The 14493-nt window shown below is 69.4% G+C and carries 10 protein-coding genes; 7 read left to right on the forward strand and 3 right to left on the reverse strand.

Annotated features, from left to right (window positions below):
* Positions 1-54 precede the first annotated feature (54 nt).
* Entirely contained in the window at positions 55-441 is a 387-nt protein-coding gene (locus ACYVF3_RS19790) for a RidA family protein (RefSeq protein ID WP_461155710.1), read from the reverse strand.
* A gap of 147 nt (positions 442-588) precedes the next feature.
* Here ACYVF3_RS19790 and ACYVF3_RS19795 point away from each other — a divergent pair, with 147 nt between their 5' ends.
* The 7 genes from ACYVF3_RS19795 (at position 589) to ACYVF3_RS19825 (ending at position 9667) form a co-directional block, all read left to right on the forward strand.
* Positions 589-2187, forward strand: a complete 1599-nt coding sequence (locus ACYVF3_RS19795; RefSeq protein ID WP_461155711.1) for an N-acyl-D-amino-acid deacylase family protein — start codon at positions 589-591, stop codon at positions 2185-2187.
* An 80-nt stretch (positions 2188-2267) separates the two neighbouring features.
* Entirely contained in the window at positions 2268-3671 is a 1404-nt protein-coding gene (locus tag ACYVF3_RS19800; protein ID WP_461155712.1) for a GntP family permease, read from the forward strand.
* A gap of 207 nt (positions 3672-3878) precedes the next feature.
* On the forward strand, positions 3879-4985 hold the full coding sequence (locus ACYVF3_RS19805) for a lactonase family protein (RefSeq protein ID WP_461155713.1): 1107 nt from the start codon (positions 3879-3881) through the stop codon (positions 4983-4985).
* Positions 4986-5206: 221 nt separating this feature from the next.
* On the forward strand, positions 5207-6490 hold the full coding sequence (locus tag ACYVF3_RS19810; protein ID WP_461155714.1) for an extracellular solute-binding protein: 1284 nt from the start codon (positions 5207-5209) through the stop codon (positions 6488-6490).
* Positions 6490-7368: a carbohydrate ABC transporter permease gene (locus ACYVF3_RS19815; protein WP_461155715.1), complete on the forward strand. Its 879-nt coding sequence runs from the start codon at positions 6490-6492 to the stop codon at positions 7366-7368. The genes ACYVF3_RS19810 and ACYVF3_RS19815 overlap by 1 nt, the downstream gene beginning before the upstream one ends.
* Positions 7365-8204: a carbohydrate ABC transporter permease gene (locus ACYVF3_RS19820; protein ID WP_461155716.1), complete on the forward strand. Its 840-nt coding sequence runs from the start codon at positions 7365-7367 to the stop codon at positions 8202-8204. Before ACYVF3_RS19815 ends, ACYVF3_RS19820 begins: the two co-directional genes overlap by 4 nt.
* Entirely contained in the window at positions 8201-9667 is a 1467-nt protein-coding gene (locus tag ACYVF3_RS19825; protein WP_461155717.1) for a beta-N-acetylhexosaminidase, read from the forward strand. Before ACYVF3_RS19820 ends, ACYVF3_RS19825 begins: the two co-directional genes overlap by 4 nt.
* A gap of 282 nt (positions 9668-9949) precedes the next feature.
* On the opposite strand, the gene ACYVF3_RS19830 is transcribed toward ACYVF3_RS19825, so the two are convergent.
* Entirely contained in the window at positions 9950-11398 is a 1449-nt protein-coding gene (locus ACYVF3_RS19830) for an alanine/glycine:cation symporter family protein (RefSeq protein WP_461155718.1), read from the reverse strand.
* 182 nt (positions 11399-11580) lie between these two features.
* Positions 11581-14433 carry an excinuclease ABC subunit UvrA gene (gene uvrA, locus ACYVF3_RS19835; RefSeq protein ID WP_461155719.1) on the reverse strand — a complete coding sequence of 951 codons (2853 nt, stop codon included), beginning with the start codon at positions 14431-14433 and terminating at the stop codon, positions 11581-11583.
* Positions 14434-14493: the final 60 nt, after the last annotated feature.

Consider the following 14493-nt stretch of genomic DNA (forward strand, 5'->3'; position numbering starts at 1 on the left):
CGGAGATGCTGTGCCGGTGGGGGAAGCTCACATGAGAACCTCCCCCACCACGGGTCAGTCCAGGACGGCTAGCGCGTCGATCTCGCACAGCAGGCCGGCCGGGAGACCGACGTAGACGGTCGTGCGGGCCGGGAAGGGCTCGCCGACGACTCGGGCGTAGACCTCGTTCATCTCGGCGAACTGAGAGGTGTCGGTGAGGTACACGCGCAGCATCAGCACGTCCTGCAGCGATCCGCCCTCGGCCTCGATGATCGCGATGACGTTGCGCAGGCACTGCTCGGTCTGCTCGGCGACACCGCCCTCGACGACCTTCCCGGTCGCCGGGTCGACCGCGGTCTGACCGGAGACCTGCAGGATGTTGCCCTTGCGCACGCCCTGCGACAGCGGGATGTGCGACGGCGGCTTCGGTGCGGCGTCGGTGCTCACCACGGTCCGGCTCATGTCGGTGTCCTTCCACGGAATTCGGCGTCATGAAGCGAAGATTCGGCGGGAACCGATCTTCATTGCTTTCCCGTGGAATGGTACTTACCATTCGACCACCCGGTGCAGACCAAGTGCCCGGCGTGTGACCGGAGGAACAGATCCACTGTGGACATGGTCTTTCGCGGCGCGCGAGTCGTCGACGGCGACGGCGGGCCTGAATACCTCGCCGACGTCGGCCTCGCGAACGGGCGCATCGCCGAGATCGCCGAGGCCGGGACGCTGAGCGGGCGCCGCCGCGTCGACGCCGACGGGCTGGTGCTGGCCCCCGGATTCGTGGACATGCACGCGCATTCGGACCTGCGGCTGCTGACCGAACCCGACCACACCGCGAAGGTCTCGCAGGGCGTGACTCTGGAGGTCATCGGGCAGGACGGGCTCTCCTACGCCCCGGTCGACGACGCCACCCTGACCACCCTGCGCGCGCAGCTGGCCGGCTGGAACGACGACCCGCCCGGTTTCGACTGGAACTGGCGCAGCGTCGCCGAATACCTCGACCGGCTCGACACCGGCATCGCCACCAACGCCGCCTACCTCGTGCCGCAGGGCACGCTGCGTCTGCTGTGCGCGGGCTACGAGGACCGGCCGGTCACCGGCGACGAGCTCGACCGGATGCGCGAGGTGCTCGCCGAATCGCTCGCCCAGGGCGCTTTCGGCATGTCCTCCGGACTCACCTACACGCCCGGGATGTACGCCGACACGGCGGAACTGGCCGCGCTGTGCGAGGTCGTGGCCTCCCGCGGCGGCTACTACAGCCCGCACCACCGCAGCTACGGCGCCGGTGCGCTCGCGGCCTACGCCGAGATGATCGAGGTCAGCCGCACCTCCGGCTGCCCGTTGCACCTGGCGCACGCGACGATGAACTTCGGCGTCAACGCCGGGCGGGCCGGTGAGCTGCTGGCCATGCTCGACGAGGCGCTGGACCACGGCTGCGACATCACCCTCGACACCTACCCGTACCTGCCGGGCAGCACCTCGCTGCACGCGCTGCTGCCGAGCTGGGCGATGGCGGGCGGTGTCGACGCGACGCTCGACCGGTTGCGGGATCCCGCGCAGCGGCAGCGGATTCGCCAGGTGCTGGAGGTCGACGGTTCCGACGGGTGCCACGGCGTTCCGGTCGACTGGGACACCATCGAGATCAACGGCGTCCGCGAGCCCGGCAACGCCCACCTCGTCGGCCGCAGCGTCGCCTCCTCGGCGATGGCCGCCGGGGCGCAGCCCACCGAGTTCTACCTGGACGTGCTCATCTCCGAGCAGCTCGCCGCGTCCTGCCTGATGCACGTCGGTCACGAGGACAACGTCCGGGCGATCATGCGCCACCGCACCCACACCGCGGGCAGCGACGGGCTGCTGACCGGTGCGCGCCCGCACCCGCGCGCGTGGGGCACCTTCCCCCGCTACCTCGGCCACTACGTGCGCGAGCTCGGCGTGCTGGGGCTGGAGGAGTGCGTGCGGAACATGACCTCCCGCCCGGCCGACCGGCTCGGGCTCACCGACCGGGGGCGCGTCCGGGAAGGGCAGGTCGCCGACCTCGTCCTGTTCGACCCCGACACCGTCCGCGACACCGCCACCTTCGACGAACCCCGGCAGCAGGCCGTCGGCATACCCCACGTCCTGGTCAACGGCGTTCCGGTGATCGAGGACGGTCACCGGACCGATGCCCTGCCCGGGCGCGCGCTGCGCAAGGGCCGTGCGGAGCTCCGCTAGGAGCTTGTCGATGTCGGGGAAGTTTTCATGAGAACTTCCCCGATCCCAACGAACCTCTCAACAGTCAGCAGGAGGAACCGTTGTTCCTGAACTGGTTGCAGCACGACACGTCCGGCCTGCTCACGTTGTGCGCCGCCGGGATCGCGGTGCTACTGGTGATGATCATCCGCTTCCGGATCGAACCGTTCATCGCACTGCTGGTCACCGGACTGCTCATCGCGCTGGCCGCCGGGCTGCCCGTCGAGGACATCGTCGGCACCGCGCAGAAGAGCAGCGATTCCCTGCTGGAGGGCGGTTTCGCCAGCATCCTGGGCCACATCACGGCCATCATCGGGCTCGGCACCATCCTCGGCTCGATGCTGGAGGCCTCGGGTGGCGCGCAGCTGCTGACCCGCAAGCTGCTGGCGGCCTTCGGCGAGAACCGGGCTCCGCTGGCCATGGGTCTCTCGGGCCTGATCTTCGGCATCCCGGTGTTCTTCGACATCGGGATCTTCGTGCTCGCGCCGCTGGTCTACGTGGTGGCGCGGCAGGGCAAGCGCTCGATCCTGATCTACTGCCTCCCCCTGGTCGCCGGTCTGTCGATGACCCACGCGTTCCTGCCGCCGCACCCCGGCCCTGTGGTGGCCGCGGGGCTTCTCGGCGTCGACCTCGGCTGGATCATCCTGATGGGACTCGCCTGCGGCCTCCCGGCGTTCGCCGTGGCGGGCCTGCTCTACCCGGTGTGGATCGGCAAGCGAATCCACCTGCCCGTTCCCGCCGACATGCTCGCCACCGCCGACGAGCTCGCCGCCAAGCGCGAGGGCCGCGAGGACCCCTCGCTCGGGATCGTCGCGCTCATCATCGGGTTGCCGATGGTGCTGATCCTCGGCGCCACCTTCGGCAGCATCACGCTGCCGAAGGGCAGCGGCCTGCTGTCGGTGCTGACCTTCCTCGGGAACCCGACCGTGGCGCTGACGATCGCCGTGCTGCTGTCGTTCTGGCTGCTGGGCACCCGGCGCGGCATGACGGGCCGGGACCTGTCCGAGCTGACCAGCGGCGCGCTCCGGCCGCTGGGGATGCTGCTGCTGGTCGTCGGCGCGGGCGGGTTCTTCGGCAAGGTGCTCGCCGAGACGGGCGTCGGCGACGCGCTGGCCGGTTCGCTGCAGGGCGTGGGCTTACCGATGATCGTGTCGGCCTACGTGATCAGCAGCGGGCTGCGGATCGCGCAGGGCTCGGCGACCGTGGCGATCGTGACCACGGGCGGGATCGTGGCTCCGCTGGTGGGGTCGGCCGGGCTCTCCCAGGCGCAGCTCGCGCTGATCGCGGTCGCGATCGCCGCCGGCTCGATCATCGCTTCGCACGTCAACGACGGCGGGTTCTGGATCATCTCGCGCTACTTCGGCATCCCGGTCAGCGACATGCTCAAGACCTGGACCGTGCTGGAGACCTTGCTGTCGCTGGTGGCGTTCGGGATGGCCGCCGGGCTCTCGCTCGTCCTCAGCTGAGGACGCCGAGTCCGCCACGCGGAGAGGCGATTTCGCGAAATCGCCACCGCATGTGAACCATATCCGGGTTTAGCGCCATTGGTCGCGGACCGGTTAGGCCATTTTGGTCTAGTCCACCTGTTGGGCGTTGCGGCAGACTTCGCTTCTGCTCTGTCGTCCACCTGGGAGAACGCCGTGGTTGGTAGCTCGTTTTCGCGTCGTGGTTTCTTGAGCGCGCTCGGGGCGCTGGGCGTCGCCGGGGCGACCGCAGGCTGCGCCACCGCCGCCGGGCGGCAGACCGCCGCCGCAGCGCACCAGGTGCACCAGGCGCACGATGGCCTGATGACCTTCATCGGCAGTTACACCAGCTCGCAGCCCGCCGGCCGGGGCGTGGACATCGCGATGCGGGACATGAACGGTCTCCTCGCCCCCTCCGGCACCCTGGACGGGGTCGCCGACGCGTCGTTCTTCGCCTGGTCGCCGGACCACAAGTTCCTGTACGCGACCAACGAGCAGGAACAGGGCACGATCACCGCGATCGACGTGAGCACCCACGAACCGCGGGTGATCAACACCGCCCCGAGCGGCGGGAACTCGCCGACCCACCTGTCGGTGCACCCGAGCGGCGAGTTCCTGTTCACCGCGAACTACGGGGACGGGACCGTGGCCGTGCACCGCCGCAACCCCGACGGGAGCATCGGCGAGAACACCGCCCTGGTGAAGCACCCCGGCGCGGAGCCGCACGCGCACCAGGTCGTCGTGGACCCCAGCGGGAAGTGGGTCGTGGCCGTCGATCTCGGAGCCGACTCCGTGTTCGTCCACGCCTTCGACGCCGGGAAGCTCACCCAGCACCAGCAGCTCACGCTCCCGGCCGGGACCGGGCCGCGCCACCTCGTGTTCAAGGGCACCACCGCCTACCTGCTGGCCGAGCTGAACTCCACGATCACCGTGCTCGCGTGGGACCCGAAGACCGGCAACCTCACCGCCGGGCAGGTCATCAGCAGCCGGGCACCGGATGCCGGCGGGGACAACGCTCCAGCCGAGATCGCGATCTCCCGCGACGGCCAGTTCGTCTACGCCTCCAACCGGGGTGACGACACCATCGCCACGTTCGCCGTGGACAACGGCTCGCTGGTGTTCCAGGCCGCCACGCCCACCGGCGGGAACTGGCCGCGGCACTTCGCGCTGGACCCCGAGGAGACCTCGCTGTTCGTGGCCAACCAGCGCGCGGGCACCGTCACCCGCCTGGCACGCGACACCAACACGGGCGCGCTGACCCCGACCCCGGACAGCTACGCGTGCCCCTCGGTCGCGGTCATCACCTTCCACGGCTGAACCCGCTCCCCGCACTCATCCCGGTCGAGCGGACACCTCGTGGTGATCCGCTCCCCCGGGGCATTAAGTCCACAATGTACTTATCGACGTTTCGCCAGCGATATCAGGCACTTCCACACATCGGATCATCGAGTCCAAGCGCCACCAGGAGCGTTCGCCGGGAGGTGAACCTCCTCCCACCGCCGGGAGCGGCGATCCGAGCAGCACACCGGAGACCAGCCATGCGCGCAGGAAAAGCCGTCTTAGTCGCCGCCGTCGCCGCGCTGCTCACCGCCTGCGGACCACCCCAGGTCCAGCAGGCGGGACCCGCGGTCGACGAGCGCACCGGAACGCTGCGCGTCTGGCTGTTCGACGAGGCCAACCGAGCGCCCAAGCAGGCCACCGTGGACGAGGCGGTCGCGCGGTTCGAGCGCGAGCACCCCGGCGTGGAGGTCGACGTCCAGTACATCGCGGTGGAGACGCGGTCCGAGCGCTTCACCGGCGCGTTCAACGATCCCGCCAGCGCACCCGACGTCGCTGAAGTCGGCAACACCGACCTCGCGGGCTACGTCGCGGCGGGCGGGCTCAGCGACCTCACCGAGAAGCTGCCGCAGTGGCCCGAATCCGCCGACCTCTCCCCGTCCGCACTGGACACCGCGCGGGTGGAGGGCAAGGTCTTCGGCGTTCCGTGGTACACCGGGGTGCGGGCGCTGTACTACCGCACCGACGTCTTCGACGAGCTCGGCCTCCAGCCGCCGCGCACCACCGGCGAGCTGCTGGAAACCGCGCAGCGCATCCGCGCCGGACGCCCCGACCTCTACGGCATCGCCACCGGCGGCAAGTACCACTACGCGCTGATGCCGTTCATCTGGGCGGCGGGCGGAGACGTGGCGCGCCAGGAGGGTTCGCGCTGGGTGTCCACGATCGACAGTCCCGAGGCGCGCCGCGGGATCGAGACCTACGCGAAGTTCATCACCAGCGGAGCGTGCCCTCCCGAGCAGTGCGCCGACATGACCGGCAGCCAGAGCGTTCAGGCCTTCGCCTCCGGCAAGGCGGCGATGACCATCGGCGGCGACTTCAACCGCAAGGCCGTCGAGGCGGGCGTGCCGGGCGAGTACGGGGTCGTGCCGCTGCCCGGTGACCGCGCGGGCTCGGTGGCGCCCGCCTTCGCGGGCGGGAACCTGCTGTCGGTGCTGGGCTCCTCGCAGCGCGCGACGCTGGCGCGCGAGTTCGTCCAGCTGCTGGCGGGCAAGGAGTACCAGCGCAAGATGTACGGCGCGATGGGCAACCTGCCCACGTTCATCGACGTCCAGGGCGAGGTCGCCGAGCACGACCCGGCGGCCGCGCCGTTCGTGATGACGCTGCGCGGCGGCACCCACTTCGTGCCCGCCACCGAGGCGTGGTCGAAGATCGACGCGCAAGGCCTGCTGCCGACCATGGTGCAGCAGATCGTCAACGGCACCCCGGTCGCCGAGGCGACGAAGCAGGCCGCGGCGCAGATGAACGCGGCCTTCGAAGGCCGATGATGGCGCTGCTCTACCTGGCACCGGCGGCGCTGCTGCTCGTCGGCATGATGGGCTACCCGCTGTACCAGCTGGTGCAGATCTCGCTCTACGAGTACGGCCAGTCGCAGGCCTCCGGCGGTGCGCCGCTGGAGTTCCTGGGCGCGGGCAACTACCTCGCGCTGTTCGGCGACGCCGAGTTCTGGACGATCCTGCTGCAGACCTGCGCGTTCGCAGCGCTCTGCGTGCTGGGCAGCCTCGCCGTCGGCATCGGGCTGGCGGTGCTGGCCACCAAGGTGGCGCCGCTGCCCCGGATGCTGCTGTTCCTGGCCGCCATCGGCGCATGGGCCACGCCGGCCGTGGCCGGGTCGACGGTGTGGCTGTTCCTGTTCGACCAGGACTTCGGGTTGATCAACGAGGCGCTGACGGGCGTCGGCATCAGCGGCGCCGAAGGCATGTCCTGGACCTACGACAAGTACCTCGCCTTCGGCCTGGTGGCCGCCGAGGTCATCTGGTGCTCGTTCCCGTTCGTCCTGGTCACCACCTACGCGGGCCTCGTCGGGATCCCGGGTGAGGTGGTGGAGGCCGCGGCGCTGGACGGCGCTTCGGCGTGGCGGACCGCGCGCAGCGTCCTGCTGCCGATGCTGCGCCCGGTGCTGGTCATCGCGACCATCCAGTCGATCATCTGGGACTTCAAGGTCTTCACGCAGATCTACGTGATGACCAACGGCGGCGGGGTGACCGGGCAGAACATGGTGCTCAACGTCTATGCCTACCAGGAGGCCTTCGCGGCCTCGAACTACGGCCTGGGCTCGGCGATCGGCGTGGTGATGACCGTGCTCCTGCTGCTGATCACGCTGCTCTACCTGCGCGCGCAGCGCGGGAACGAGGTCCTGTCATGAAGCGTTCCCGGATGATGGCCAACACCGCGGCGATCGTGATCGCGGTCCTGGTGGCGTTCCCGCTCTACTGGATGGTGCTGTCGGCCTTCAAACCGGAGGCCGAGCTGCAATCCACCGACCCCCGGCCCTGGACCACCGCGCCGACGCTCGACGGGTTCCGGCGGGTGTTCACAGTGGACGGTCTGGGCGGGTACTTCCTCAACAGCCTGCTCGTCGCGGGCGCCGTGGTGCTGCTGTCCCTGCTGATGTCGTTCCTGGCCGCGGTGGCGCTGACCCGGTTCCGGATCAGGGGCCGCGCGGTGCTGCTGCTGATGCTGCTGGTGGCGCAGATGGTTCCGGTGGAGGCGCTGACGATCCCGCTGTTCTTCCTGATGCGCCAGGTCGGTTCGGCGGTCCCGGCCTTCGGGCTGAACCACCTCGGCTCCCTGGTGCTGGTGCACCTCGCGTTCAGCCTGCCGCTGGCGATCTGGATGCTGCGCGGGTTCGTCGCCGCCGTTCCGGTGGAGCTGGAGGAAGCCGCCACCCTCGACGGCGCCAGCCGCACCCGCTTCGTCTGGCAGGTGCTCTTCCCACTGGTGGCACCGGGACTCGTCGCCACCAGCGTGCTGTCGTTCATCCACGCCTGGAACGACTTCCTGTTCGCCAAGACCTTCATCATCTCGGCGACCGAGAACCAGACCCTGCCGATGGCGATCCTGGTGTTCTTCAGCCCGCAGGGCAACGATTGGGGCGCGATCATGGCCGGTTCCACGCTGATGACCATCCCGGTCCTGATCTTCTTCGTGCTCGTCCAGCGCAACCTCGTGTCCGGACTCGCCGGCGCGGTGAAGGGATGAGCTTCCACTCGCTGCTGCCGCGTCCCCACCGGGTCACCTACGGCTCCGGCCAGCTGCCGCTGGACGTCCGCACCAGCGTCGGCGGCGAGCCGGGCGTGGCACGGTGGTTCCGCAAGCACGTCGGCGCCGCGACCGGGCTTCCGCTGCCGCTGGCGGCCAAGCCGACCATCGAGTTCCGCATCGACCCCGGCGTCCGCGGCCACCGCCTGGAGATCACCCCCGATCAGGCGCTGGTGACCGCGCAGCACTCCGCCGCCGCACACCACGCCGCGCAGACGTTGCGCCAGCTGCTGCCACCGGACGCCTTCCGCCGCGCACCCGTCAACCCCGACCCGATCTCGTTGCCGTGCGGGGTGATCGAGGACCACCCGCGGTTCGGGTGGCGCGGGTGCCACCTCGACGTCGCCCGCCACTTCGTGGCCAAGCGGGAGGTCCTGCGGTTCATCGAGCTGCTGGCGATGCACAAGCTCAACGTGCTGCACCTGCACCTCACCGACGACCAGGGCTGGCGCATCGAGGTCCCGCACAGCCCGGAGCTGACCCGCATCGGTTCGTGGCGCTCGCGCTCCATGCTCGGTCGCGGCGAAGTCCCGGAGTTCGACCACCAGCCGCACGGCGGCTACTACACCACCGAAGACCTGCTCGAAATCGTCGCCTACGCCGCCGAGCACCACATCACCGTGGTGCCCGAGATCGACGTGCCCGGCCACAGCCAGGCCGCCATCGCCGCCTACCCCGACCTGGGCACCGGGGGTCCCGTGGAGGTGTGGGACTCGTGGGGCGTCAGCGAGCGGATCCTGGCGCCCCGAAGGGCCACGGTCGACTTCTTCCGCGACGTGCTGGACCACGTGATGTCGGTGTTCCCGTCACCGGTGATCTGCCTCGGCGGCGACGAGGTCCCCGGCGCCACCCCGGCGCACGGCGCGCTGCTGCGACGGCTGATCGAGCACGTGCACAACCAGGGCAGACGCACCTCGGCGTGGGACGACGCGATGCACCTCGTCTCCCTTCCGCAGCAGACCATCGTGCTGACCTGGCAGGACGCGCAGGCCGTGACCCGCGCCGGGGAACAGGGCAACGACGTGGTGCTGTGCCCGGAAACGCACTTCTACCTCGACCACCGGCAGTCCGACGATCCCAGCGAACCCATCCCCGTCGGTTACCTCAACACGCTGGAGAACGTCTACGACTACGAGCCGCCGACCGAGGACGTTCTCGGCCTGCAGGCGCAGGTGTGGACCGAGCAGCTCGACTCCCCCGCCCGCATCGACTACTCCGCCTTTCCCCGGCTGTGCGCAGTCGCCGAGATCGCCTGGAGCCGCGAACGGGACCCCGCGGAATTCCGCCACCGGCTGGCGCACCACCACCTGCCGCGCCTGGACGCCTTCGGGGTCGACTACCGGCCGCTCGAAGGCCCGCACCCCTGGCAGCTGCGCCCCGGCATCGAGGGCAGACCCCGCTGAGCGGTTCCCCCAGCGGCACAACGACTCTCGCGCGGGACACCACCTGAGTGCTGTTGAGAAATCCGGCGGAGCCGCATCCTCTTCCACTGCCTGAGCAACCGGCACCGCCGCGGGTTCGACAGCGCCTTCGTGTTCGTGACGAGTGCGTCGGGACTCCGTGTAGTGGGTGGGGAAGTTTTCATGAAAACTTCCCCACCCACCCGACCTGCATGCATGCAGGCAGGAATGCATGCGTCAGGAGCGGCGCACGCACCGCCGGGCAAAGCAACTCCCCGACGGCCCTCAGACCTCCGTCTTGACCGGCTCCTTGGGCTCCCAGCACTCCACGCCGGTGAGCTCCGGGAGCCGGTCCCGGGTGAAGACCGGGTCGAGCCCCTGCTCGCGCTGGGCGTTGTAGTCGCGCAGGAGCTTGAGGGCGACCGCGCTCAGCGGAGCGATCGCGGCGAGGTTGACCAGGGCCATGACGCCCATCGTGGTGTCGGCGAGGTTCCAGATCAGGTCCGAGGAGCCGATCGCGCCCAGGAACACCACGAGCAGCACGCCCCACTTGTAGCCGGTCTGCACCGCCCGGTTTCCGGTCAGGAAGCCCACGTTGGACTCGCCGTAGTAGTAGTTGCCCAGCACCGAGGTGAACGCGACCAGCAGGATGATCAGCGTCATCAGGTGCAGCGACCAGTCACCGAGGTTGGCCTGCAGCGCCGTCTGGGTCATCGAGGCACCGCGGTCCTCGTCACCGAAGGTCGGGTTGGACAGCAGCACGATGAACGCCGTGGTCGAGCACACCAGCAGGGTGTCCACGTAGACGCCGAGGGTCTGCACCAGGCCCTGCTTGACCGGGTGGCTGACCGAAGCGGTGGCACCGGCGTTCGGGGCCGAACCCAGACCCGCCTCGTTGGAGAACATGCCGCGGCGGACGCCCTGCACGATCGCCGCGCCGATGCCGCCACCCGCGACCGCCTCGAAACCGAAGGCGTGGCTGAAGATCTGCGCGATGACTCCCGGAAGCGCGTCGATGTTGAGCACCACGATGATCAGGCCGAGAAGCATGTAGAGCCCGGCCATGAACGGCACCAGCAGCTCGGCGGTCTGCGCGATCCGCCGCACGCCGCCGAAGATGATCAGAGCGGTCAGCGCGACCAGCGCGAGCCCCAGAACCGGCTGCATCCAGCCGTTCGAGCTCGTGCCGGTGGCCTCGACCGAGGTGAGGATCGCGTCGACGATCGTGTTGGCCTGCACCGCGGTGAACACGAATCCGAAGGTCACCGTGATGACCACGGCGAACAGGACGCCCATCCAGCGCGCCCGCAGGCCGTGCAGCATGTAGTACGCGGGGCCGCCGCGGAAACCGGACTTGTCCCGCACCTTGTAGAGCTGCGCGAGGGTGGACTCCACGAAGCTGGCCGCGCCCACGACCAAGCCCATCGTCCACATCCAGAACACCGCACCGGGACCGCCGAGCGCGATGGCCGTGGCCACGCCCGCGATGTTGCCGGTGCCGATGCGCGCGGCGGCGGAGATCGCGAACGCCTGGAACGACGAGATCGCCTTCCCGCCGTCCTCGGCGATCTCGGCCTTGCCGCCCATCGCGCGGACCATCTCCGGGATCATCCGGATCTGCACGGCTTTCGAGCGCACGGTGAAGTACAGGCTCAGCACCGCGAGCACGGGGATGATGAGGTACAGCCAGAACGTGTCGTTCAGCGCGACGATCGCGTCGTTGAGCTCGTCCACCGGCACTCCCTTTCCGCATGTGGCGCGGGAACTCTCGCGTCAGGCGGCCCGGAAGTGCGGCACCCGATGACGTTCACCGCGGGCAGTCCGAGCGCGGGCCACCCTGTGCCGATGACCCGCGCTTTGGCGGAAAGGGTACAAACGAGCGAAAATCAGGCCCCCGGCGGGGGTCTGACTGGCATTCAGCCCAACAGCTCGGCGAGATAGCGACCGGTGTGGCTGTCCTCGACCTCGGCGACGTCCTCCGGCATCCCCTCGGCCAGCAGCAGACCGCCGCCGTGACCGCCCTCCGGACCCATGTCCAGGATCCAGTCCGCCGTCTTGATGACGTCGAAGTTGTGCTCGATGACGATCACGGTGTTGCCCTTGTCGACCAGGCCGTTGATCACGCCGAGCAGCTTGCGGATGTCCTCGAAGTGCAGGCCCGTGGTCGGCTCGTCGAGGATGTAGACCGTCTTGCCGGTCGAGCGCTTCTGCAGCTCGCTGGCCAGCTTGACGCGCTGCGCCTCACCGCCCGACAGCGTCGGCGCGGGCTGGCCGAGCCGCACGTAGCCCAGACCGACGTCCACCAGCGTCCTGAGGTGGCGGTGGATCGCGTTGATCGGCTCGAAGAACTCCGCGGCCTCCTCGATCGGCATGTCGAGGACCTCGGCGATCGTCTTGCCCTTGTAGTGCACCTCCAGGGTTTCCCGGTTGTACCGGGCGCCCTTGCACACCTCGCACGGGACGTAGACGTCGGGCAGGAAGTTCATCTCGATCTTCAACGTGCCGTCACCGGCGCACGACTCGCACCGGCCGCCCTTGATGTTGAACGAGAACCGGCCCGGCTGGTAGCCGCGCACCTTCGCCTCGGTGGTCGCCGCGAACAGCTTGCGGATGTGGTCGAAGACGCCGGTGTAGGTGGCCGGGTTGGACCGCGGGGTGCGGCCGATCGGCGACTGGTCCACCTGCACCAGCTTGTCGACGTGCTCCAGGCCCTTGACCCGGGTGTGCCGTCCGGGAACCTGCCGCGCGCCGTTGAGCTTGTTGGCCAGCACCGCCGCGAGGATGTCGTTGACCAGCGTCGACTTGCCCGAACCGGAGACGCCGGTGACCGCGGTCAACAGCCCCAGCGGGAACGACACGTCGATCTTGCGCAGGTTGTGCTCGCGCGCCCCCACCACCGTCAGCTGCCGCTTGCGGTCGGGGACCCGGCGCTCGGTGGGAACCGGGATCTCCTTGCGCCGCGCCAAGTAGGCGCCGGTCAGCGACTCCTTGTTCTTCAGCAGCTCCTTGTACGAGCCGCTGTGCACGACCTCGCCACCGTGCTCTCCCGCCCCGGGGCCGATGTCAACCACCCAGTCGGCGCTGCGCACCGTGTCCTCGTCGTGCTCGACGACGATGAGCGTGTTGCCCAGGTCCCGCAGCCGGCTCAGCGTCTCCAGCAGCCGGTGGTTGTCGCGCTGGTGCAGCCCGATCGAGGGCTCGTCGAGGACGTAGAGCACGCCGACCAGGCCGGACCCGATCTGCGTGGCCAGCCGGATGCGCTGGGCCTCACCACCGGAGAGCGTGCCCGCGGCGCGGTCCAGCGACAGGTAGTCCAGCCCGACGTCGAGCAGGAAGCCCAGCCGGGCCTGGATCTCCTTGAGCACGGCACCGGCGATCATCTGCTCGCGCGGCCCCAGGACCAGGGCGTTGAGGAACTCCGCGCACTCCTGGACGCTCAGCGCGCTGACGTCGGCGATGGAGAGCTCGTCGGTCTCGTTCTCCATGGTCACCGCGAGGATCTCGGGCTTGAGGCGGGTGCCGTCGCACGCCGGGCACGGCACGTCGCGCATGTAGCCCTCGTACTTCTCGCGCGCGTAGTCCGACTCGGTCTGCTCCAGCCGCCGCTCCAGGAACGGGATGACGCCCTCGTAGCTGGCGTAGTAGGAGCGGGTGCGGCCGTAGCGGTTGCGGTAGCGCACGTGCACCTGGTCGTCGGTGCCGTGCAGCACCGCCTTCTTGACCTTGGTGGGCAGCTGCCGCCACGGGGTGTCCATCCGGAACCCGATGGCCTCCGACAGCGAGGTCAGCAACCGGGAGAAGTACTCGGCGGTGTGCCCGCCGGCCCACGGCGCGATCGCGCCGTCGCCCAGAGAGAGGTCCTCGTCGGGCACGACCAGCTCCGGGTCGACCTCCTTTCGGATGCCCAGACCCGCGCACTCGGGGCAGGCGCCGTAGGGCGAGTTGAAGGAGAAGGACCGCGGTTCGAGCTCGTCGACGCCCAGCGCGTGCCCGTTCGGGCAGGCCAGGTTCTCGGAGAACTTGCGCTCGCGCGCCGGGTCGGACTCGTCGAGATCGATGAACTCGATCAGCACCAGTCCGTCGGCCAGCCGCAGCGCGGTCTCGACCGAGTCGGTGAGCCGCTGCTTGGCGCTGGACTTGACGGTGAGCCGGTCGATCACGACGGCGATGTCGTGCTTCTCCTGCTTCTTGAGCTTCGGCGGCTCGTCGAGCGGGTGCACCACGCCGTCGACCCGGGCACGGGCGTAGCCGGAGGAGCGCAGCTGCTCGAACAGGTCGACGTACTCGCCCTTGCGGCCGCGCACGACCGGGGCCAGGACCTGGAACTTCGCCCGCTCGGGCATCTCCAGGACCTGGTCGACGATCTGCTGCGGGGTCTGCTTGCTGATCGCCTCGCCGCAGGTCGGGCAGTGCGCCTTGCCCGCGCGGGCGTAGAGCAGCCGCAGGTAGTCGTAGACCTCGGTGATGGTGCCCACCGTGGACCGCGGGTTGCGGCTGGTGGACTTCTGGTCGATCGACACCGCCGGGGACAGGCCCTCGATGAAGTCCACGTCCGGCTTGTCCATCTGACCGAGGAACTGCCGGGCGTAGGCGGACAGCGACTCGACGTAGCGGCGCTGCCCCTCGGCGAAGATGGTGTCGAACGCCAGGCTCGACTTGCCCGAACCGGACAGCCCGGTGAACACGATCAGGCTGTCCCGGGGCAGGTCGATGTCGATCCCGCGCAGGTTGTGCTCACGGGCGCCGCGAACGACGAGGCGGTCAGCCACGGTGATCCCTTCGAGAAGTTCTGGTGTTGCGCGAGCGCGCGCCGTCTTGTCGGGCGGCCG

The sequence above is a fragment of the Saccharopolyspora tripterygii genome, from assembly GCF_054778355.1.

Coding starts and splice junctions, on each gene's coding strand:
- ACYVF3_RS19820 (WP_461155716.1), top strand. CDS start 7,365: ATGAAGCGTTCCCGGATGATGGCCAACACCGCGGCGATCGTGATCGCG.
- ACYVF3_RS19815 (WP_461155715.1), top strand. CDS start 6,490: ATGGCGCTGCTCTACCTGGCACCGGCGGCGCTGCTGCTCGTCGGCATG.
- ACYVF3_RS19790 (WP_461155710.1), bottom strand. CDS start 441: ATGAGCCGGACCGTGGTGAGCACCGACGCCGCACCGAAGCCGCCGTCG.
- ACYVF3_RS19825 (WP_461155717.1), top strand. CDS start 8,201: ATGAGCTTCCACTCGCTGCTGCCGCGTCCCCACCGGGTCACCTACGGC.
- ACYVF3_RS19810 (WP_461155714.1), top strand. CDS start 5,207: ATGCGCGCAGGAAAAGCCGTCTTAGTCGCCGCCGTCGCCGCGCTGCTC.